Source organism: Kitasatospora sp. NPDC098663, assembly GCF_044760075.1.
Taxonomy (GTDB): domain Bacteria; phylum Actinomycetota; class Actinomycetes; order Streptomycetales; family Streptomycetaceae; genus Kitasatospora.
Map to the genome: position 1 here is coordinate 335,151 of NZ_JBIWAP010000001.1, position 19,400 is coordinate 354,550.

15 protein-coding genes are annotated in these 19,400 nt (G+C 72.0%); 8 read left to right on the plus strand and 7 right to left on the minus strand.

Annotation, left to right across the window (positions count from 1 at the left end):
• Positions 1-30: 30 nt before the first annotated feature.
• On the minus strand, positions 31-1,065 hold the full coding sequence (hrcA, locus tag ACIQVZ_RS01545; protein WP_063347523.1) for a heat-inducible transcriptional repressor HrcA: 1,035 nt from the start codon (positions 1,063-1,065) through the stop codon (positions 31-33).
• A 263-nt stretch (positions 1,066-1,328) separates the two neighbouring features.
• Here hrcA and htpX point away from each other — a divergent pair, with 263 nt between their 5' ends.
• The 3 genes from htpX (at position 1,329) to ACIQVZ_RS01560 (ending at position 3,756) form a co-directional block, all read left to right on the plus strand.
• On the plus strand, positions 1,329-2,249 hold the full coding sequence (gene htpX, locus ACIQVZ_RS01550; protein WP_350878219.1) for a zinc metalloprotease HtpX: 921 nt from the start codon (positions 1,329-1,331) through the stop codon (positions 2,247-2,249).
• A gap of 70 nt (positions 2,250-2,319) precedes the next feature.
• Positions 2,320-2,904, plus strand: a complete 585-nt coding sequence (locus ACIQVZ_RS01555) for a hypothetical protein (protein ID WP_350878220.1) — start codon at positions 2,320-2,322, stop codon at positions 2,902-2,904.
• Between the two features lie 24 nt (positions 2,905-2,928).
• Positions 2,929-3,756 (plus strand): DUF3097 domain-containing protein, encoded by an 828-nt coding sequence (locus tag ACIQVZ_RS01560; RefSeq protein ID WP_400332343.1) that lies wholly within the window; start codon positions 2,929-2,931, stop codon positions 3,754-3,756.
• Positions 3,757-3,762: 6 nt separating this feature from the next.
• On the opposite strand, the gene ACIQVZ_RS01565 is transcribed toward ACIQVZ_RS01560, so the two are convergent.
• From ACIQVZ_RS01565 to ACIQVZ_RS01575, 3 genes are read right to left on the minus strand one after another with little or no spacing between them, the layout of a single operon-like run.
• On the minus strand, positions 3,763-4,320 hold the full coding sequence (locus tag ACIQVZ_RS01565; protein WP_350878222.1) for a Uma2 family endonuclease: 558 nt from the start codon (positions 4,318-4,320) through the stop codon (positions 3,763-3,765).
• Positions 4,321-4,361: 41 nt separating this feature from the next.
• A complete protein-coding gene (gene hemW, locus ACIQVZ_RS01570) occupies positions 4,362-5,591 on the minus strand; it encodes a radical SAM family heme chaperone HemW (protein ID WP_402446235.1) in 1,230 nt (409 codons plus the stop codon).
• A 58-nt stretch (positions 5,592-5,649) separates the two neighbouring features.
• Complete coding sequence (locus tag ACIQVZ_RS01575) at positions 5,650-7,608, minus strand: AMP-binding protein (protein ID WP_350878224.1); 1,959 nt, start codon at positions 7,606-7,608, stop codon at positions 5,650-5,652.
• A gap of 357 nt (positions 7,609-7,965) precedes the next feature.
• Here ACIQVZ_RS01575 and ACIQVZ_RS01580 point away from each other — a divergent pair, with 357 nt between their 5' ends.
• Both ACIQVZ_RS01580 and ACIQVZ_RS01585 read left to right on the plus strand, forming a co-directional pair.
• On the plus strand, positions 7,966-9,699 hold the full coding sequence (locus ACIQVZ_RS01580) for an ABC transporter ATP-binding protein (protein ID WP_350878225.1): 1,734 nt from the start codon (positions 7,966-7,968) through the stop codon (positions 9,697-9,699).
• A gap of 209 nt (positions 9,700-9,908) precedes the next feature.
• Positions 9,909-11,807 (plus strand): ABC transporter ATP-binding protein, encoded by a 1,899-nt coding sequence (locus ACIQVZ_RS01585; protein WP_402446386.1) that lies wholly within the window; start codon positions 9,909-9,911, stop codon positions 11,805-11,807.
• 142 nt (positions 11,808-11,949) lie between these two features.
• Here ACIQVZ_RS01585 and lepA read toward each other — a convergent pair whose 3' ends face one another.
• A complete protein-coding gene (gene lepA, locus ACIQVZ_RS01590) occupies positions 11,950-13,818 on the minus strand; it encodes a translation elongation factor 4 (RefSeq protein WP_402446239.1) in 1,869 nt (622 codons plus the stop codon).
• 188 nt (positions 13,819-14,006) lie between these two features.
• On the opposite strand from lepA, the gene ACIQVZ_RS01595 reads away from it, so the two are divergent.
• Positions 14,007-14,312, plus strand: a complete 306-nt coding sequence (locus ACIQVZ_RS01595; RefSeq protein ID WP_350878228.1) for an antibiotic biosynthesis monooxygenase — start codon at positions 14,007-14,009, stop codon at positions 14,310-14,312.
• 155 nt (positions 14,313-14,467) lie between these two features.
• The gene (gene rpsT / locus ACIQVZ_RS01600) at positions 14,468-14,737 is read left to right on the plus strand and encodes a 30S ribosomal protein S20 (protein WP_350878230.1); all 270 of its coding nucleotides are present in this window, start codon (positions 14,468-14,470) and stop codon (positions 14,735-14,737) included.
• A gap of 370 nt (positions 14,738-15,107) precedes the next feature.
• On the opposite strand, the gene holA is transcribed toward rpsT, so the two are convergent.
• Positions 15,108-16,106 carry a DNA polymerase III subunit delta gene (holA, locus tag ACIQVZ_RS01605; protein ID WP_350878231.1) on the minus strand — a complete coding sequence of 333 codons (999 nt, stop codon included), beginning with the start codon at positions 16,104-16,106 and terminating at the stop codon, positions 15,108-15,110.
• Between the two features lie 165 nt (positions 16,107-16,271).
• Here holA and ACIQVZ_RS01610 point away from each other — a divergent pair, with 165 nt between their 5' ends.
• Positions 16,272-16,565 carry a hypothetical protein gene (locus ACIQVZ_RS01610; protein ID WP_402446242.1) on the plus strand — a complete coding sequence of 98 codons (294 nt, stop codon included), beginning with the start codon at positions 16,272-16,274 and terminating at the stop codon, positions 16,563-16,565.
• Positions 16,566-16,759: 194 nt separating this feature from the next.
• On the opposite strand, the gene ACIQVZ_RS01615 is transcribed toward ACIQVZ_RS01610, so the two are convergent.
• Positions 16,760-19,384: a ComEC/Rec2 family competence protein gene (locus ACIQVZ_RS01615; protein ID WP_402446244.1), complete on the minus strand. Its 2,625-nt coding sequence runs from the start codon at positions 19,382-19,384 to the stop codon at positions 16,760-16,762.
• Positions 19,385-19,400: the final 16 nt, after the last annotated feature.

A 19,400-nucleotide genomic window follows, 5' to 3' on the forward strand; every position in this document is an offset into this window, starting at 1 on the left:
CGCCGTCAGAGGTTCCGACGGCGGCCTGTGCTACGACTCGGCCAGGATCTGGCCCACGTACCGCGCCACCGCACGCACCGCCCCCATTGTGCCCGGATAGTCCATCCGGGTCGGACCGATCACACCCAGTTTGGCCACGCTCTCGTCGCCCGAACCGTAACCGACCGACACCACCGAGGTGGAATTCAGCCCCTCGTAGGCGATCTCCCGCCCGATCCGGACCGTCATCGCGGCGTCCGCCGTCTCACCCAGGAGGCGGAGCAGGACGACCTGCTCCTCCAGGGCTTCCAGCACCGGCTGGATGGTCAGGGGGAAGTCGTGCCCGAAGCGGGTCAGGTTGGCCGTGCCGGCCAGCATGATCCGCTCCTCGTTCTGCTCGGCGAGCGCTTCGAACAGCGTCGCCAGGACCGTGCTGACGGTCGGGCGGTCCGGCGGCTCGAAACCCGCCGGGAGCTCCTCCAGGAACCCCGGCACGTCCGGCAGCCGCTGGCCGACGGCCCGCGCGTTGATCCGGGCCCGCAGGTCCGCCAGGACCGTCTCGCCGACCGGGCCCGGGCAGTCGACCATCCGCTGCTCGACCCGGCCGGTGTTGGTGATCAGGACCAGCATCACCTTGGTCGGGGCCAGCGCCACCAGCTCGATGTGCCGGACGGTGGACCGTGACAGCGAGGGGTACTGCACCACCGCGACCTGCCGGGTGAGCTGGGCGAGCAGCCGCACCGTCCGCATGACCACGTCGTCCAGGTCGACGGCGCCGTCCAGGAAGTGCCGGATCGCCCGGCGCTCGGGGGCGCTCATCGGCTTGACCTCGGCGAGCTTGTCGACGAACAGGCGGTACCCCTTGTCGGTGGGGATGCGCCCGGCGCTGGTGTGCGGCTGGTGGATGTAGCCCTCCTCCTCCAGCGCCGCCATGTCGTTGCGCACGGTCGCCGGGGAGACTCCGAGGTTGTGCCGCTCCACCAGGGCCTTGGAGCCGACCGGCTCCTCGGTGCCCACGTAGTCCTGGACGATCGCGCGGAGCACGGCGAGCTTGCGGTCGTCCAGCTGGCGAACCTCACCGGCCATGGGGCACACACCTCCGTCTTCGCACGTTGTCCGTTCGTGTCACGCATGCTGCTGCCCGCTCCGGGAGGATCCCGGCTCCGGCACCCGCTTTGGCACTCTGAACCTGTGAGTGCCAAAACCGTACCTGCCAGTGTAAGGCCCGGGCCCAACGGCAGGAACGGCCCGGCCGGAGTGATCCTGCCCGCAGTTCCCGGCGCGGGGGTGGTGCCGTGGGGCCGTCCGGGTGGCAGCATCGAAGACGACGGCGAATGGAGGAGCAAGCGATGTCGAGCTCGGGCCAGCACACCCGTTTCGCGCCCGACCGCGGCCTGACCGGCCGCATGGTCGTGACCATGTTCGTGATCGGGCTGCTGTACGTCGGTTTCACCGGTCTGCTGATCGTGCTGCTGCGCGGCGCCTGGCCACTGATCGTCCTGATCTCCGGCGGGCTGTTCGTGGCCCAGTTCTGGTTCAGCGACAAGATCACCGAACGGGCGATGGGCGCCCACCAGGTGACCCCTGAGCAGTACCCGCAACTGCACGGCACCATCGACCGGCTCTGCGCGCTGGCCGACATGCCCAAACCCCGGGTGGCGGTCGCCGACAACGACATGCCGAACGCCTTCGCCACCGGCCGCAACCCGCAGAACGCCGTGGTGTGCGTCACCACCGGCCTGCTGCGCCGACTGGAACCCGAGGAACTGGAGGGCGTCCTCGCCCACGAGCTGTCCCACGTCGCCCACCGGGACGTCGCGGTGATGACCATCGCCGGCTTCCTCGGCGTCCTCGCCGGGGCCATGACCCGGATCGCCATGTACGGCGGGTTCATGGGCGGCAACCGCAACAACAACGACCAGAACGCGGCCATCGTCGCCCTGGTCATCCCGCTGGTGTCGATGCTCGTCTACGCCATCAGCTTCCTGCTCACCCGGCTCCTGTCCCGCTACCGGGAACTCGCCGCCGACCGCGCCGCCGCCCAGCTCACCGGCCGGCCCAGCGCCCTCGCCTCCGCGCTCACCAAGGTCACCGGCCAGATCGCCGCCATCCCCAGCAAGGACCTGCGCCAGGCACAGCCCTACAACGCCTTCTACTTCGCCCCCGCGCTGAGCGCCCGGGAGACCGCCTCGCAGCTGTTCTCCACCCACCCGACGCTGGAAAAGCGGCTCGCGGAGCTGGCGAAGATCTCCGAGCAGCTCGGCCGCTGAGGCCCCGGCCCCAGCCGCCTTCCTGCGGCCCTCCCGACTCCTCCCGACTCCCTCCTCCGAAAGGACCGCCGTGGGAATCCTGGACACCCTGTTCGGGCGCACCAAGCCCGTCAAGCCCGACCTCGACCAGCTGTTCGGCGTCCCGTCCGCCGCTCTCACCCTGGAGGCCGCGGCCGGGTTCACCCCCACCGGGCTCGGCTCGGTCTGCTTCGCCGCCGTCGAGGGCGCGGCCTTCGGCCAGGTCGAACAGCAGGTGCGGGCGCTGCTCGACGCCGACACCGAGCGCGGCGGCGTCCCGGTGGAGGCCTCCAAGGACGGCTACGGCTACTCCTGGCTGCTCGCCCGGCACACCCCCGAGGAACTGCCGGACCTGGTCAACGACCTGCACGCGGTCAACAGCGAGCTGGAGGCGAACGGCTTCGGACCGCAGCTGCTCTGCTCGCTGGTCGGCTTCCGCAACCCGGACGGGCAGTCGCTGGCCCTGGTCTACCTCTACAAGCGCGGCACCTTCTACCCCTTCGCCCCGATGCCCGGCGGCGGGGAGCGGCGCAACAGCCCGCTGGAGCTCCAGGTCAACGCGATGCTCGGGAACGACCTCCGGCTGGAGAAGGACCTCAGCCGCTGGTTCCCGGTCTGGGGCGCGCCGGGCCTCTGACGGTCCGTCCGTATAGTCGCTTTCATGCGCAGCCGCCAGTACGGACCCGACCTGACCCCGCCGTGGAAGAAGCAGCAGCCCGCCCCGGAGGTGACCGCCGAACGGGACCTGGTGGTGGAGGAGGCCGCCACCGGCTTCTGCGGCGCGGTGGTGCGCTGCGAGAAGACCGCCGAGGGCTTCACCGTCACCCTGGAGGACCGCTTCGGCAAGCTCCGGGTGTTCCCGCTGGTGCCGCGCGGCTTCCTGCTGGAGGGCCGGACGGTCACCCTGGTGCGCCCGGCCGGCCCCGCCCCCTCCCGTACGCCGGGCCGCACCGCCTCCGGCTCGGTCGCCGTCCCCGGCGCCCGGGCCCGGGTCGCCCGCGAGTCGCGGATCTACGTCGAGGGCCGGCACGACGCCGAACTGGTCGAGCGGGTCTGGGGCGACGACCTGCGGATCGAGGGCGTGGTCGTCGAGTACCTGGAGGGCGTGGACGACCTGCCCGCGATCGTCGCCGACTTCGCCCCCGGCCCGGGCCGGCGCCTCGGCGTCCTGGTCGACCACCTGCTCCCCGGCACCAAGGAGCACCGCATCGCCGCCCAGGTCACCGGCGACGCCGTCCTGGTCGTCGGCCACCCCTACATCGACATCTGGCAGGCCGTGAAGCCCGCCTCCGTCGGCATCGCCGGCTGGCCCGCCGTCCCGCGCGGCGAGGAGTGGAAGGAGGGCGTCTGCCGCCGCCTCGGCTGGCCGGTGAACACCCCCGCCGCCTGGAAGCGGATCCTCTCCACGGTGGACAGCTACAAGGACCTGGAGCCGGAACTGCTGGGCAAGGTCGAGGAGCTGATCGACTTCGTGACGGTTCCGGAGTGAGGCCGATCAGACGTACTGCTGAAAGTCCGTGGTGTCCAGATCGATCTCGAGCAGGCCGACGGGGACGGGCTCGCCGAACTTGCTGGTCCGCTCGGACATATACCTCGGGAGGCCGGACCCGGGATCCCTGCCCAACTCGGTCAACAGCACGCAGACCCCCTTGATCGGGTCCACGATCAGGTACGCGGGGACGGAGCCCTCGGCGTAGAGCTCCCGCTTGGTCCGGTAATCACGATCGACGCTGGTCTTCGACACCACCTCGACCACCAGGGTGACGGCGGGCGACGGCAGCAGTCGTCCGTGCTCCTGGACCGCCCCGCGTTCGAAGACGACCAGGTCGGGCTGGGGTTCGCTCGCCTGGCCGGGGATCCCCAGGTCCTGGGTCGTGAGGGGACGCCACCGACCGTACGGAAGCTGGTGCTGAATCGCCAGGACGATGAGGTTGTGGACCATGTCAGGCCCCGCCATCATCACGATTTCCCCCCTGATGAGTTCGGCCTTGATGCCTTCCGGCACCTCCAGGTTCTCGAAGATCCCGGTCATCCGATCATCGATGGCGGTCATCGCACGCTCCCTCCGACGGCTGACACCCACGGTAACGAATGTCAGTCCACCAGGTCACGTACGACCGCGTCGGCGAGCAGCCGGCCCTGGAGGGTGAGGACGGCGCGGCCCCCGGCGTACGGCCCGGCGGCGAGGAGGCCGTCGGCGAGGTGGCGGGCGGCGGCGTGGCGGCCGGTGTCGGTGAGGAGGGTGAGCGGGATGCCCTCGGCGAGGCGCAGTTCCAGCAGGATGCGCTCGACCCGGCGGTCCTCCTCGGCGAGCACCTCGCGGCCCAGGGCCGGGGTGCGGCCCTCGGCGAGGGCCTGGGCGTAGGCGGCGGGGTGCTTGGCGTTCCACCAGCGGACGCCGCCGACGTGGCTGTGCGCGCCCGGGCCGGCGCCCCACCAGTCGGCGCCGGTCCAGTACAGCTCGTTGTGGCGGCAGCGGCCCTCGGGGGTGGTGGCCCAGTTGGAGACCTCGTACCAGGTGTAGCCGGCGGCGCTGAGGGCCTGTTCGGCGATGAGGTAGCGGTCGGCGTGCACGTCGTCGTCGATCATCGGCAGTTCGCCGCGCTTGACCCGGGCGGCGAGCTTGGTGCCGTCCTCGACGATCAGGGAGTACGCCGAGACGTGGTCGGGCCCGGCGCCGATGGCGGCGTCCAGGGAGGCACGCCAGTCGTCGTCGGACTCGCCGGGGGTGCCGTAGATGAGGTCCAGGTTGACGTGGTCGAAGCCGGCGGCGCGGGCCTCGGCGACGCAGGCCTCGGGGCGGCCCGGGGTGTGGTGGCGGTCGAGCAGCTTCAGGACGTGCGGGCGGGCGCTCTGCATGCCGAAGGAGATCCGGTTGTAGCCGCCCTCGCGCAGTTCGGCCAGGTAGGCCGGGTCGACGGACTCCGGGTTGGCCTCCGTGGTGACCTCGGCGCCGTCGGCGAGCCCGAACTCCTCGCGCAGCGCGGCCAGCATCTTCACCAGGTCGCGGGCGGGCAGCAGGGTGGGGGTGCCGCCGCCGAGGAAGACGGTCTGCACCGGCAGGTCGACCGGGCCGAGGACCTGGCGGGCCAGCCGGATCTCGGCGACCACGTTGTCCGCGTAGGTCTCCTGGGAGGCGACCGCCCCGGAGGAGCGCAGCTCGGTGGCGGTGTAGGTGTTGAAGTCGCAGTAGCCGCAGCGGCTGGCGCAGTAGGGCACGTGCAGGTAGAAGCCGAACGGCCGCTGACCGAGTCCGGTGCGGGCGGATGCGGGCAGGGAACCGTCGGACGGCACCGGTTCGCCGTCGGGGAGTGCGGAGGGCATGACCCCATTGTCCCGTACGGCTCACCCGAACCGGTGAGCCGTACGGGGGCGGGGCCGGTCAGGCCTCGTTGGCGCCCGCGTACATCGCGGTGACGGCGTCCGCGTAGGTCCGCTCGACCACCGGGCGCTTGATCTTCAGGCTCGGGGTGAGCTCACCGTGCTCGATGTCGAGATCGCGCGGCAGCAGGTGGAACTTCTTGATCGTCTGCCAGCGCTGGAGGTCGGCGTTGAGCCGCTTGACGAAGCCCTCGATCAGCTGGTGCACCTGCGGGTCGGCGGTCACCTCGGCGTAGGACTTGCCCTGCAGCCCGTGCTCGGCGGCCCACGGCATGATGACCGCCTCGTCCAGGCCGATCAGCGCGGTGCAGAAGTTGCGGCCGTTGCCGATCACGAGGATGTTGCTGACGAACGGGCAGACCGCCTTGAACCTGCCCTCGACCTCGCTGGGCGCGACGTACTTGCCGCCGGAGGTCTTGAACAGGTCCTTCTTGCGGTCGGTGATCCGCAGGAAGCCGTCGGGACCGAGCTCACCGATGTCCTCGGTGTGGAACCAGCCGTCGGCCTCCAGCACCTCGGCGGTCTTCTCGGGCAGGTCGTGGTAGCCGCGCATGACGCCGGGGCCGCGCAGCAGGATCTCGCCGTCCTCGGCGATCCGGACCTCGGTGCCGGGCAGCGGGCGGCCCACGGTGCCGATCCGGATGTCCTCCTCACGGTTGACGCAGGAGCCGGCGCTGGTCTCGCTGAGGCCATAGCCCTCCAGGATCGGCACGCCGGCGCCGAGGAAGAAGTAGCCGATCTCGGGCGCGAGCGCGGCGCTGCCGGAGACGGCGCCGCGCAGCCGGCCGCCGAAGGCCGCGCGGATCTTGGCGTAGACCAGCTTGTCGGCCAGGCCGTGCTGGAGCCTGAGGCCCAGCGGGGCGGTGCCGGCGCCGGTGGCGATCCGGCTCTCCTGGACGGCGCGGGCGTGCTCGCGGGCGACCTTGGCGGCCCACCGGAAGATCTTGTACTTGGCGCCGCCCTCGGCCCGGGCCCGGCCGGCGATGCCGTTGTAGACCTTCTCGAAGATGCGCGGCGCCGAGGCCATCACGGTCGGCCGGATGACCGGCAGGTTGTGGATGATCCGGTCGACCCGGCCGTCCACGGCCATCACGTGGCCGGTGGCGATCTGACCGGAGATCAGCGTCTTGCCGAACACGTGCGACAGCGGCAGCCACATGAACTGGACGTCGTCGGAGCGCAGCAGCCCGCTGGCCTCCTGGGCGCGGGCCTCGTACGCCCAGCAGTCGTGCACCAGGCGCACGCCCTTGGGGCGGCCGGTGGTGCCCGAGGTGTAGATGAGGGTGGCCAGCTGCTCCTTGTCGAGCGCGGCGACGGTCTTCTCGACCACGTCCGGGTGCTGCTCCAGGTACTCGGCGCCGCGCTGCTCCAGCTCTGCGAGGGTGAGCACCGTGAGGGCGTTCAGGCCCTCGGCCCCGGGGGTACCAGTGCCGGGGGCCTCGGCGGCGCCGGCCTCGGGGGCGTCGAACAGGATGACGGTCCGCAGCTCGGGCAGCTGTCCGAGCTGGCCGACGGCCTTGGCGAGTTGGGCGGAGTTCTCCGCGAACAGCGCCCTGGAACCGGAGTTGGAGAGGATGAACGCGGTCTCATCGGCGTTGGTGCTGGGATAGACGGTCGTGGTGGCGGCACCCGCGCACATGTTCCCGAGGTCGGCGATGATCCATTCGAGCCGGGTGGAGGAGGCGAGCGCCACCCGGTCCTCCGGCTGGATGCCGAGCGCCATCAGGCCGGCGGCCACCGCCCTGACCCGGGCCGCGGTCTGCGCCCAGGTGAGCGAGCGCCACTGCTCGGCGCCCGGGGCGCTGTCCGCGGCGTGCTCGTCGACCGGGGCCGGGTAGCGGTAGGCCTCGGTGTTCGGGGTGGCGGCGACCCGCTCCAGGAAGAGGTGGGCGACGGAGGCGGGACGCCCGGCGACCAAGTCGGCACTGCCGGAGTCGATCAGGGACTGCGCGGAACTCAACGAGGACCTCCGGGGGCGGGTGGCCGTCTGAGGGATGGTTTCGGCGCCCGTGGGGGCGGCCGCCGGGCCCCCGGTCAACCCGGGCGATACCGGCGAGTAACAAGGGGGCAATCAGCAGCCTAGGGGGAAACCGGTCATTCCGTAAGAGGGCGGGGCCCGGCCGGCACACCGCCGCGCCACCGGTGCCCGACGACGACTCCGCCCGCGCCCCGGTGAACCCGGGCAATCGGGCCCGCCGTACGGTTCGGCAAAGGACTGGGCAAACCTGCGATCCACAACTCGTGAATCTCCTGTACGAGTCCACCAAAGAACGAGAATCGGGATGCGAATCCACCCGTCGACGACAAGAGTGTGCCAGTGCTGATCAGACTCCTCAGGGCGTACCTGCGCCCGTACTCCCGACCGATCGCGCTGCTCGTGGGGCTCCAACTGGTGTCCACCCTGGCGGCGCTCTACCTGCCGACGCTCAACGCCGACATCATCGACGACGGCGTGGTCAAGGGCGACACCGGCTACATCCTGCGCGTGGGCGGGGTGATGATCGGCATCACCCTGGTCCAGGCGCTCTGCTCGATCGGCGCCGTCTACTACGGCTCCAAGACCGCCATGGCCTTCGGCCGGGACGTCCGCGCCGCCGTCTTCGACCGGGTGCAGAGCTTCTCCTCCCGCGAGGTCGGCCAGTTCGGCGCCCCCTCGCTGATCACCCGGACCACCAACGACGTCCAACAGGTCCAGATGCTGGCCCTGATGAGCTTCACGCTCATGGTGGCCGCCCCGATCATGTGCGTCGGCGGCATCATCATGGCCCTCAACCAGGACGTGCCGCTGTCCGGCCTGCTGCTCGCCGTCATCCCGCTGCTCGGCGCCGTCGTCGTCCTCCTCGTCCGCTCGCTGCGCCCCAAGTTCCGCAGCATGCAGACCCGGATCGACACGGTGAACCGGGTCCTGCGCGAGCAGATCACCGGCATCCGGGTCATCCGCGCCTTCGTCAAGGACGACCACGAGCAGGCCCGCTTCGCCAAGGCCAACGGGGACCTCACCGACACCGCCCTCCAGGTCGGCCGGCTGATGTCGTTCATGTTCCCGGCCGTGATGCTGGTCGTGAACGTCTCCAGCGTCGCCGTGCTCTGGTTCGGCGCCCACCGGATCGACAACGGCGGCATGCAGATCGGCGCGCTCACCGCCTTCCTCTCCTACCTGATGCAGATCCTCATGAGCGTCATGATGGCCACCTTCATGTTCATGATGGTGCCGCGCGCCGAGGTCTGCGCCGAGCGCATCGAGGAGGTCCTCGGCACCTCCTCCAGCGTCGTCCCGCCCGCCGCGCCGATCACCGAGGTGCTGCGCCGCGGCAACCTGGAACTGCGCGACGTCGACTTCCGCTACCCCGGCGCCGAGGCCTCGGTGCTGCGCGGCATCGCCATCACCGCCCGCCCCGGCGAGACCACCGCCGTCATCGGCTCCACCGGCAGCGGCAAGTCCACCCTGCTCGGGCTCGTGCCCCGGCTCTTCGACGCCACCTCCGGCCAGGTCCTGCTCGACGGCGTCGACGTGCGCGAACTCGCCCCCGAGGCGATCGCCGAGAGCGTCGGCCTCGTCCCGCAGAAGCCCTACCTGTTCTCCGGCACCGTCGCCAGCAACCTCCGCTACGGCCGGCCCGACGCCACCGACGAGGAACTCTGGCACGCCCTGGAGATCGCCCAGGCCAAGGACTTCGTCCAGGAACTGGCCGAAGGCCTGGACGCCCCCATCGCCCAGGGCGGCGGCAACGTCTCCGGCGGCCAGCGCCAGCGCCTGGCCATCGCCCGGGCCCTGGTCCGCCGGCCCGACGTCTACCTGTTCGACGACTCCTTCTCCGCGCTCGACTACGCCACCGACGCCAGGCTGCGCAAGGCCCTCGCCCGCGAGACCTCCGACGCCACCGTGCTGATCGTCGCCCAGCGCGTCTCCACCATCCGCGACGCCGACCGGATCATCGTCCTCGACGAAGGCGCGGTCGTCGGCACCGGCACCCACCACGAACTGATGGCCGACAACCCGACGTACCGGGAGATCGTGCTCTCCCAGCTCACCGAGCAGGAGGCGGCGTGACCACCCCCGGCAAGCCCGACGCGGACACCAGGACCGCGGACACCGCGACAGCCGACCCCGAGGCCGCGGACCCCGGAACCACGGACACCAGAACCGCGGACCCCGCGGAGCCCGACCCGGACACCAGGACCGCGGACCCCGCCGACGAACTGCCCAGCGACTCGCAGGCCGCCGCCGCCCGCCGCGGCCCCGCCGGACCGGGCCGCTTCATGGGCGGCCAGGGCACCGAGAAGTCCATGGACTTCAAGGGCTCCGGCAAACGACTGCTCTCCCTGCTGCGCCCCGAACGCAACCTGATCTCCGGCGTGCTGGCCCTCGGCGTGCTCAGCATCGGCTGCGCCGTCACCGGCCCCAAGGTCCTCGGCAACGCCACCGACCTGATCTTCGCCGGCGTCGTCGGCGCCCGCTTCGAACCCGGCACCTCCAAGGCGCAGATCGTCGAAGGGCTGCGCGCCCACGGCGAGGGCGGCGTCGCCGGCCTGCTCTCCTCAGTGGACTTCACCCCCGGCCAGGGCATGGACTTCGGCGCCATCGGCACCGTCCTGCTCTGGGTGCTGGTCATCTACCTCGCCTCCGCCCTGTTCGGCATCGTCCAGGGCCGGCTGGCCACCGCGGCGATCCAGCGGGCCGGCTACCGGCTGCGCCAGGACGTCGAGGCCAAACTCGCCCGGCTGCCGCTCAGTTACTTCGACAAGCAGCCGCGCGGCGAGGTGCTCAGCCGGGTCACCAACGACATCGACAACATCAGCCAGTCCATGCAGCAGACCATGGGACAGGTCGTCAACTCGCTGCTCACCGTGGTCGGCGTGCTGGCGATGATGTTCTGGATCTCCCCGCTGCTGGCGACGATCGCCCTGGTCTCGGTGCCGCTGTCGGTGGTCGTCGCCGCCAAGGTCGGCAAGCGGGCGCAGCCCCAGTTCGTCCAGCAGTGGAAGTCCACCGGCCAACTCAACGCGCACATCGAGGAGATGTACACCGGCCACACCCTGGTCAAGGTGTTCGGCCGCCAGCGCGAGTCCGCCGAGACCTTCCGCGAGCACAACGAGGCGCTGTACACCTCCAGCTTCCGGGCGCAGTTCATCTCCGGAATCATCCAGCCCGCGATGATGCTCATCGGCAACCTGCAGTACGTGCTGGTCGCGGTCGTCGGCGGCCTGCGGGTGGCCAGCGGCGCGCTGTCCATCGGCGACGTGCAGGCGTTCATCCAGTACTCGCGGCAGTTCAGCCAGCCGCTCACCCAGGTCGCCAGCATGGCCAACCTGGTGCAGTCCGGGGTCGCCTCCGCCGAGCGCGTCTTCGAACTGCTGGACGCCCCCGAGCAGACCCCCGAGCCGGCCGTGTCCGAGCGGCCCGACACCATCCACGGCCGGGTCGCCTTCCAGGACGTGTCCTTCCGCTACGACCCCGAGAAGCCGCTCATCGAGGACCTCTCGCTCAAGGTCGAACCCGGCCAGACCGTCGCCATCGTCGGCCCCACCGGCGCCGGCAAGACCACCCTGGTCAACCTCCTGATGCGGTTCTACGAAGTCAGCTCCGGGCGGATCACCCTCGACGGGGTCGACGTCTCCGCGATGTCCCGCGAGGAACTGCGCTCCGGCATCGGCATGGTGCTCCAGGACACCTGGCTGTTCGGCGGCACCATCGCCGACAACATCGCCTACGGCGCCCAGGGAGCCACCCGCGAGCAGGTCGTCGAGGCCGCCAAGGCCGCCCACGTCGACCGCTTCGTGCGCACCCTGCCGGACGGCTACGACACCGTCATCGACGACGACGGCGCCGGGGTCAGCGCGGGCGAGAAGCAGCTGATCACCATCGCCCGGGCGTTCCTCGCCCAGCCGTCGATCCTCGTCCTGGACGAGGCGACCAGCTCCGTCGACACCCGCACCGAGGTGCTGATCCAGCGGGCCATGGCCCGGCTGCGCACCGGCCGCACCAGCTTCGTGATCGCGCACCGGCTCTCCACCATCCGGGACGCCGACGTGATCCTGGTGATGGAGAACGGCTCGATCGTCGAACAGGGCTCGCACGACGAGCTGATCGCCGCGGACGGCGCCTACGCGCGACTGTACCAGGCGCAGTTCGCGGAGGCCGTGGCCGAGGTGGACTGACCGTCGCACACCGCGTGCCGAGCCGGGGCGGACAACCGCCCCGGCTCCTCGTCCGCGGCGCGCCGCGATGGCCCGCTCCGGCGGGGAGAACGAGGAGGGGCCCGGGCGGTTGTCCGCCCGGGCCCCTCTCACGCGCCTGTGGTTACTTCTTTTCCTTCGGCGCCTCGGCGTCGGTGGACAGCGCGGCGATGAAGGCCTCCTGCGGGACCTCCACGCGGCCGACCATCTTCATCCGCTTCTTGCCTTCCTTCTGCTTCTCCAGCAGCTTGCGCTTACGCGAGATGTCACCGCCGTAGCACTTGGCGAGGACGTCCTTGCGGATCGCGCGGACCGTCTCACGGGCGATCACCCGGGAGCCGATGGCCGCCTGGATCGGCACCTCGAACTGCTGGCGCGGGATCAGCTTCTGCAGCTTGCCCGCCATCATCACGCCGTAGCCGTAGGCCTTGTCCTTGTGCACGATCGCGGAGAAGGCGTCCACCGCGTCGCCGTGCAGCAGGATGTCGACCTTCACCAGCTGGGCGGACTGCTCGCCGATGGGCTCGTAGTCGAGCGAGGCGTAGCCGCGGGTCTTGGACTTCAGCTGGTCGAAGAAGTCGAAGACGATCTCGGCGAGCGGCAGGGTGTAGCGCAGCTCGACCCGGTCCTCGGACAGGTAGTCCATGCCCTGGAGGTTGCCGCGGCGGGACTGGCAGAGCTCCATGATCGCGCCGACGAACTCGTTGGGCGCCAGGATGGTGCCGCGCACGACCGGCTCGTACACCTCGGCGAGCTTGCCGGTCGGGAACTCGCTCGGGTTGGTGACGGTGTGCTCGGTGCCGTCCTCCATGATCACCCGGTAGACCACGTTCGGGGCGGTGGAGATCAGGTCGAGGTTGAACTCGCGCTCCAGGCGCTCCCGGATGATCTCCAGGTGCAGCAGGCCGAGGAAGCCGCAGCGGTAGCCGAAGCCGAGCGCGACCGAGGTCTCCGGCTCGTACACCAGCGCGGCGTCGTTCAGCCGCAGCTTGTCCAGGGCGTCGCGCAGCAGCGGGTAGTCCGAGCCGTCCAGCGGGTACAGGCCGGAGAACACCATCGGGCGCGGCTCCTTGTAGCCGCCCAGCGCCTCGGTCGCACCCTTGTGCATCGAGGTGATGGTGTCACCGACCTTGGACTGCCGGACGTCCTTCACGCCGGTGATGATGTAGCCCACCTCGCCGACGCCCAGGCCGTCGGCGACCTTCGGCTCGGGCGAGATGACGCCGATCTCCAGCAGCTCGTGGGTGGCGCCGGTGGACATCATCGCGATCCGCTCGCGCTTGGTGAGCTGCCCGTCCACGACACGCACGTAGGTGACCACGCCGCGGTAGGAGTCGTACACCGAGTCGAAGATCATCGCGCGGGCCGGGGCGTCCTTGACGCCGACCGGGGCCGGGACGGTGTTGACGATGTGGTCCAGCAGGTCCTCGACGCCGAGGCCGGTCTTGGCGCTGACCTGCAGCACGTCCGAGGGGTCGCAGCCGATGATGTGCGCGATCTCCGCCGCGTACTTCTCCGGCTGGGCGGCCGGCAGGTCGATCTTGTTCAGCACCGGGACGATCGTGAGGTCGTTCTCCAGCGCCAGGTACAGGTTGGCGAGGGTCTGCGCCTCGATGCCCTGGGCCGCGTCGACCACCAGGATGGTGCCCTCGCAGGCCGCGAGGGAGCGGGACACCTCGTACGTGAAGTCCACGTGGCCGGGGGTGTCGATCATGTTGAGGATGTGCGTCGTCCCGGCACTCGGACCGGTGTTCGGCGCCCACGGGAGGCGGACCGCCTGCGACTTGATGGTGATGCCGCGCTCGCGCTCGATGTCCATGCGGTCGAGGTACTGGGCGCGCATCTGCCGCGGGTCGACGACGCCCGTGATCTGCAGCATCCGGTCTGCGAGCGTCGACTTGCCGTGGTCGATGTGGGCGATGATGCAGAAGTTGCGGATCAGCGCCGGGTCGGTACGGCTGGGCTCTGGCACATTGCTGGGGGTCGCGGGCACCTTGGTCCGATTCTCCGTTGGTCCGGGGCCGGGGGTGTCCTGGTCATCGCTGACCGGTTTTCCCGGGGACCGGACAGTCTCGTCCGATCGAAATAGTTCCTCCCATCCTCCCACGACCACGGCGCGAGCCGCCGTTCGGTCCGCCCGGACCTTCTCCGGGCCCGCGCCAGGCGGCAGGATGGCACCCCGTGATCCTCGAAAGCGCACTGCTCGACGTCCTGCCCGGCCAGGAGGACGAGTTCCTCGCCGCCTTCGCCGAGGCCCGGCCCCTGATCGCCGTCCAGCAGGGCTTCCGCTCCCTGCGACTGCGGCGCTGCCTCGACGAAGGACGCGGCTCGCGATTCCTCCTCCAGGTGGAATGGGAGACGCTCACGGACCACACCGAGGGCTTCCGCGGCTCCGCCGAGTACCGGCGCTGGCGGGAGCTGCTGCACCGCTTCTACCGGCCGTTCCCGGAGGTCGAGCACTACGGGGAGCCGGTGCTCAGTGCGTAGGCGACCCACTGCGGGGCCGGGCGCCCGGTTTGGGGCGGGTGGCGGGCCCCTGGTAGCGTGGGCTGCTGCACCTGGCCCCGGCATGCCCTCTCAGCTGCCCGGTGGCCGCGCGGTGCAGCCCGTTCAATCCTTTTAGACAAGACTGAGGCTCCTTCGTGGCGAACATCAAGTCCCAGATCAAGCGCAACAAGACCAACGAGAAGGCGCGCCTGCGCAACAAGGCCGTCAAGTCCTCGCTGAAGACCGCCCTGCGCAAGGCCCGTGAGGCCGCTGCCGCCGGCGAGACCGAGAAGGCCACCGTGCTGGCCCGCGCCGCCTCCAAGGCGCTGGACAAGGCCGTGAGCAAGGGCGTCATCCACGCCAACCAGGCCGCCAACAAGAAGTCGGCCATCACCAAGCGCGTCAACGCGGCCGTCCAGGCCTGACGCCTCGGGGGCCTCGGCCCCCACCGCCTCGGGACGGACCCGGCCCTCTACCCGGACCCCTGAGGCGCGCGAGACTCGCACCGCACGCGGCCTGCGTTCGCCACGCGGGTGCGGTGTACGAAGCAGTACGACAGGCGCCGTAGTCGGCCTCTCCCCAGAGGCCCACTGCGGCGCCTGTCGCGTTCCGTGGCCCGGCCGCTCGTCGTCGACCGGTCACGCGCGAGCGGGGCTCCGGACGGCGCTGCGGGCCGACGCCGGGGAGGCCGTCCGCTCGATGGGCGCGTAGGCGGTGGCGGGCGGGTCCGGTTCGGTGACCGGGCAAGCGGGTAGCCGGGTCCGGCTCGGGTCCGGCTCGGTGGCCGCGCCGCCGCTAGTACGCCGGGCGGGACCCGGCCCGGGCCGCCCGGGCGACGGCCACCACCGCGCGCTCCAGCGCGAAGGCCGGATCGTCCGAACCACCCTTGACGGCGGCGTCGGCCTGGGCGATCGCGGTCAGCGCGGTGGCCACCCCGTCGCCCGTCCAGCCGCGCATCTGCTGGCGCACCCGATCGACCTTCCACGGCGGCATGCCCAACTCGCGGGCCAGGTCGGCCGGACGCATGTTCCGCCCGGTGGTCGCCAACCGCCCGATGCTGCGCACGCCGGAGGCCAGCGCGTAGGTGATGCCGGTCGGCGGCTGGCCCACCGCCAGCGCCCAGCGCAGCCGCTCCAGCGCCTCCGCGGCCCGGCCGGTGACCGCCAGATCGGCCACCTCGAAGCCCGTCGCCTCGGCCCGGCCGCTGTAGTAGCGGGCCACCACCGTCTCGTCGATCGCGCCCTCGACGTCCGAGGTGAGCTGGCTGCACGCGGCCGCCAGCTCCCGCAGGTCGCTGCCGAGCGAGTCCAGCAGGGCCTGGCAGGCCTCCGGCGTCGCCGAGCGGCCCAGCGTACGGAACTCGCCCCGGACGAAGGCCAGCCGCTCGTTCGCCTTGGTCAGCTTCGCGCACGCCACCTCGCGACCGCCCGCCTTGCGCCCGGCGTCCAGCAGGCCCTTGCCCTTGGCACCGCCCGCGTGCGCCAACACCATGATCACTTCTTCGGCCGGCGCCTCGATGTACGCCTTGACCTCCTTCACCGAGTCGGCGGAGAGGTCCTGCGCGGCCCGCACCACGATCACCTTGCGCTCGGAGAACAGCGACGGCGTGGTCAGCTCGGCCAGGCTGCCCGGCTGCAGGCCGCCGGGCGGCAGATCCCGCACGTCGGTGTCCGGGTCCGCCGCCTTCGCCGCCGCCACCACCTGGGCGACCGCGCGGTCCAGCAGCAGCTCCTCCTGGCCGACCGCGAGGGTCAGCGGGGCGAGCAGGTCGTCGGGTGCACTCTTCCTGGCCATCGCCTACCAGCATCCCACGGGGCACGGACACTCCCGCCCGGGGCGACCCCGGCCCCCGGCCCTCCGGTCCTGCCTCTCCCGCCCGACCTGCCCGACCTGCCCGACCCGGCCTGCCGGACCCGACCTGCCCGACCGCGCCGGTCACCCGACCTGGACAATGGTCCGGTGACCGAGAACCACACCACCGACCTGCCGGACGTCAACGACCCGCACGCCCGGCAACTGCTCGTCCTGCCCGACCGCGACGCCGCTGAGGACGCCTCCGAGGAGCTCAGCGCCGCCCACCCCAACCTCGGCGAGCTCGACCTCGTCCGGGACGCCCTGGCCGGCGAGGACGACGCCGAGGACGCCCAGTGGCTGGTCGTCGTCGAGCCCCCGGAGGACGGCTGGACCCCGGCCCTGCTGCGCGCCCTGGACGCCATCGCCGTCGAGCACGAGGGCTGGCGCGAGGAAGGCTGACCCGGTCGGCCCTGCCAACAGCTCGCGCTTGATGGTCGAGTGCGACGCACCACCGCAGGTGCCCGTACTGCGGCGCGCTCCGGGCGGGGCCCGGAGCGCGCCGCAATCATTCTCCGGGCCCCGCCCCCCTCCCCTCCCCCCTCCCCACCCCTTTCCCTTCCCCACCCGATGGCTGGGAGGAGAGGAGGGCGGGGTCAGCCGGGCGGGGCTCGCGGGGTGTGCGGGCCCCGCCCGGTACGGGAGTCGGACGCTCCGTCCGCAGCGTGCGAGCGGGGCTTGCGCGCCTCGTGCGCCGCCTGCGGGTGCACGGACACCCCGAGGACGGCCGGCGAGCCACCCGTCACCGCGATGTCACCCACCCGATCGGTGCGCAGCACACTCGCGCCCAGCGCGCGCAGCCGGTCCACCGTCCGCACGGACGGATGCCCGTACGCGTTTCCCTCGCCGCACGAGATCAACGCCAGCCGGGGACGCAACACACCGGTCAAAGCCCAGTCCTGATGTGCCGATCCGTGGTGCGCCACCTTCAGGACGTCCACCCGCCCCAACCGGCCCAGCAGCGCCGACTGGGCAGGCGGTTCGAGGTCACCGAGCAACGCCATCCGCAGTCCGCCCGCCACCGTCACCACCAGCGCGACGCTCGCGTTGTTCGCCCCCGGCGCCTCGACAGCCGCCCCGGCGTCGGGCCAGACCACCTCCCAGGACAACCCCGGCCCCACCGAGCGCCGTTCACCGCGCCCCGCACGCAGCAGCGGGACTCCGGCACCGGCCGCCCAGCCCGCTACCCGGGCCGCCTCACCCGGTGGATCGTCCAGGGTCGTGCCCTCGATCGCTCCGACCCGGCGGCCCCGGACCACCCCCGGCACACCTTCGACGTGATCGGCGTGGAAGTGCGTCACCACCAACAGCGGCACTTCCGAGACACCCAGATCCCGCAGGCACCTGTCAGCGGCGTTCGGATCCGGCCCCGCGTCGACCACCACCGCGCTGTCCGGCGCACCGGCCGCGAGCACCAGCATGTCCCCTTGGCCCACGTCGCACATCACCATCCGCCACCCCGGCGGCGGCCAGCCGGTCGCGATCCGGGTGAGCTGCGGTGGCCGCAGCAGCACGGCCAGCAGGACCACGAGCAGGACCCCCGTCACCAGCGCCCGCACCCACCGCCGCCGAACGCGGACGGGCTTGCCGGACGGCACTCGCCGTGGCAGCAGGAGCGGCATCACCCAGCAGGCCGCCAGGGTGGCCAGCGCGACCGTCACCGTCCCGAACCACCCGCCCGGCCAGGAGACTTGGCTGCCCGGAAGTTCGGCACCGCGCCGCGCCACCAGGGCGAGCCAGCCGACCGGCACGCCGGCCGGCTCCGCGAGCAGGCGGGCCAGGTCCGGGAGGAGCGGCTGCAGCACGAGCACCCCGAAGCCGAGCAGGGTCGCCGGGGCCACCGCCAGTTCGGCCAGCAGGTTGCACGGGATCGCGACCAGGCTGACGTGCCCGGACAGCACCACCGTCACCGGCGCGCACAGGGCCTGGGCGGCGGCCGTCGCCGCCAGGGCACCCGCCAGGTGGTGCGGCCAGCGCCGGGACCGCAGCGCCTCGGCCCAGTGCGGCCCGAGGACGAGCAGCCCGGCCGTGGCGAGCACCGAGAGCAGGAATCCGAAGGAACGCGCCAGGAACGGGTCGAGCAGGACGAGCACCAGTACCGCCCCGGCGAGCGCCGGCACCGCCTGCCGGGGCCGGCCGGTGGCCAGCGCGAGCATGCCGATCAGCCCCGTCCCGGCCGCGCGCAGGACGCTGGGCTCCGGCCGGCAGACGGCGACGAAGGCCAGCGTCAGCGCCGTCCCGAGCAGCGCACTGGTGCGCAGCGAGAGCCCCAGCAGCGCGGCCAGCCCGCGCCGTTCCGGGGTGCCGGCCTGCCCCGGGGCGCCCAGCAGCGCGCCGAGGACGATCGCCAGGTTGGCCCCGCTCACCGCCACCAGGTGCACCAGGTCGGTGGCCCGGAAGGCGTCCTCAAGGTCGTCGGGCAGTCGCGAGGTGTCCCCCACGACCAGGCCCGGGAGCAGGCCGCGCGCGTCCGGCGGGAGCCCGTCGCTGGCCGTGCGCAGACCGGCACGCAGCCGCCCGGCGATCCGCTGCGGCAGGCTCGGCGGCGCGAGGTGCCGGGGCGGGCCGTGGACGACCAGCAGCGCCGCGCACTCGGTGTCGTAGCCGTCTCCTGCGGGCCGCACCTCGGCCTCCACCGCCAGCCGCTCCGACGGGAGCAGCCCCTGCCAGGGCCCGGATTCCGCGCCTCGGACCATGACGGTCACCGGGGTCCGCGTCCGGGTGCTCCGCCCGTCCGGCAGGAGCGTGACCCGGTCGGCCACCGCGTCGACGGTGAGGAGGGTCTGCCCGCCGGTGGTCCCGCCCCGGGCCGCGTGGGTCTTCGGGTCCCCGGCGACGGTCAGCTCGGCCTCCACCACCCGAGCGGGCTCGCCCGGGGACCGCGGCGGGGCGTGCTCGGCCGCTCGGACGAGCTCCGGCAGCGGCCCCCGGTGCAGATCGGCGGTGTGCAGCGGGGTCGCCACCGCGGCGGCGGCTCCGGTGAGCAGGACGGCGGCCAAGGTCACCGCCGCCGCGCGTCGGCGCAGGAGCGCGGGCCTGACGAGCAGCAGGACGGCCGCCGGCGCGGCGGCACCCGCCAGAACGAAGGCGAGGACGTCGTACCCCGGCTCCAGGCCGAGGAGCGCGGCCGTCACCACCCAGGCCGAGACGGCGGGAAGCAGCAGCCGGAAGTCGGCACCGGTGGAGCGGTTCGGCAGGTTCGGTTCGGTGGTGGCGGGCATGGCGGTACCTCCCTTC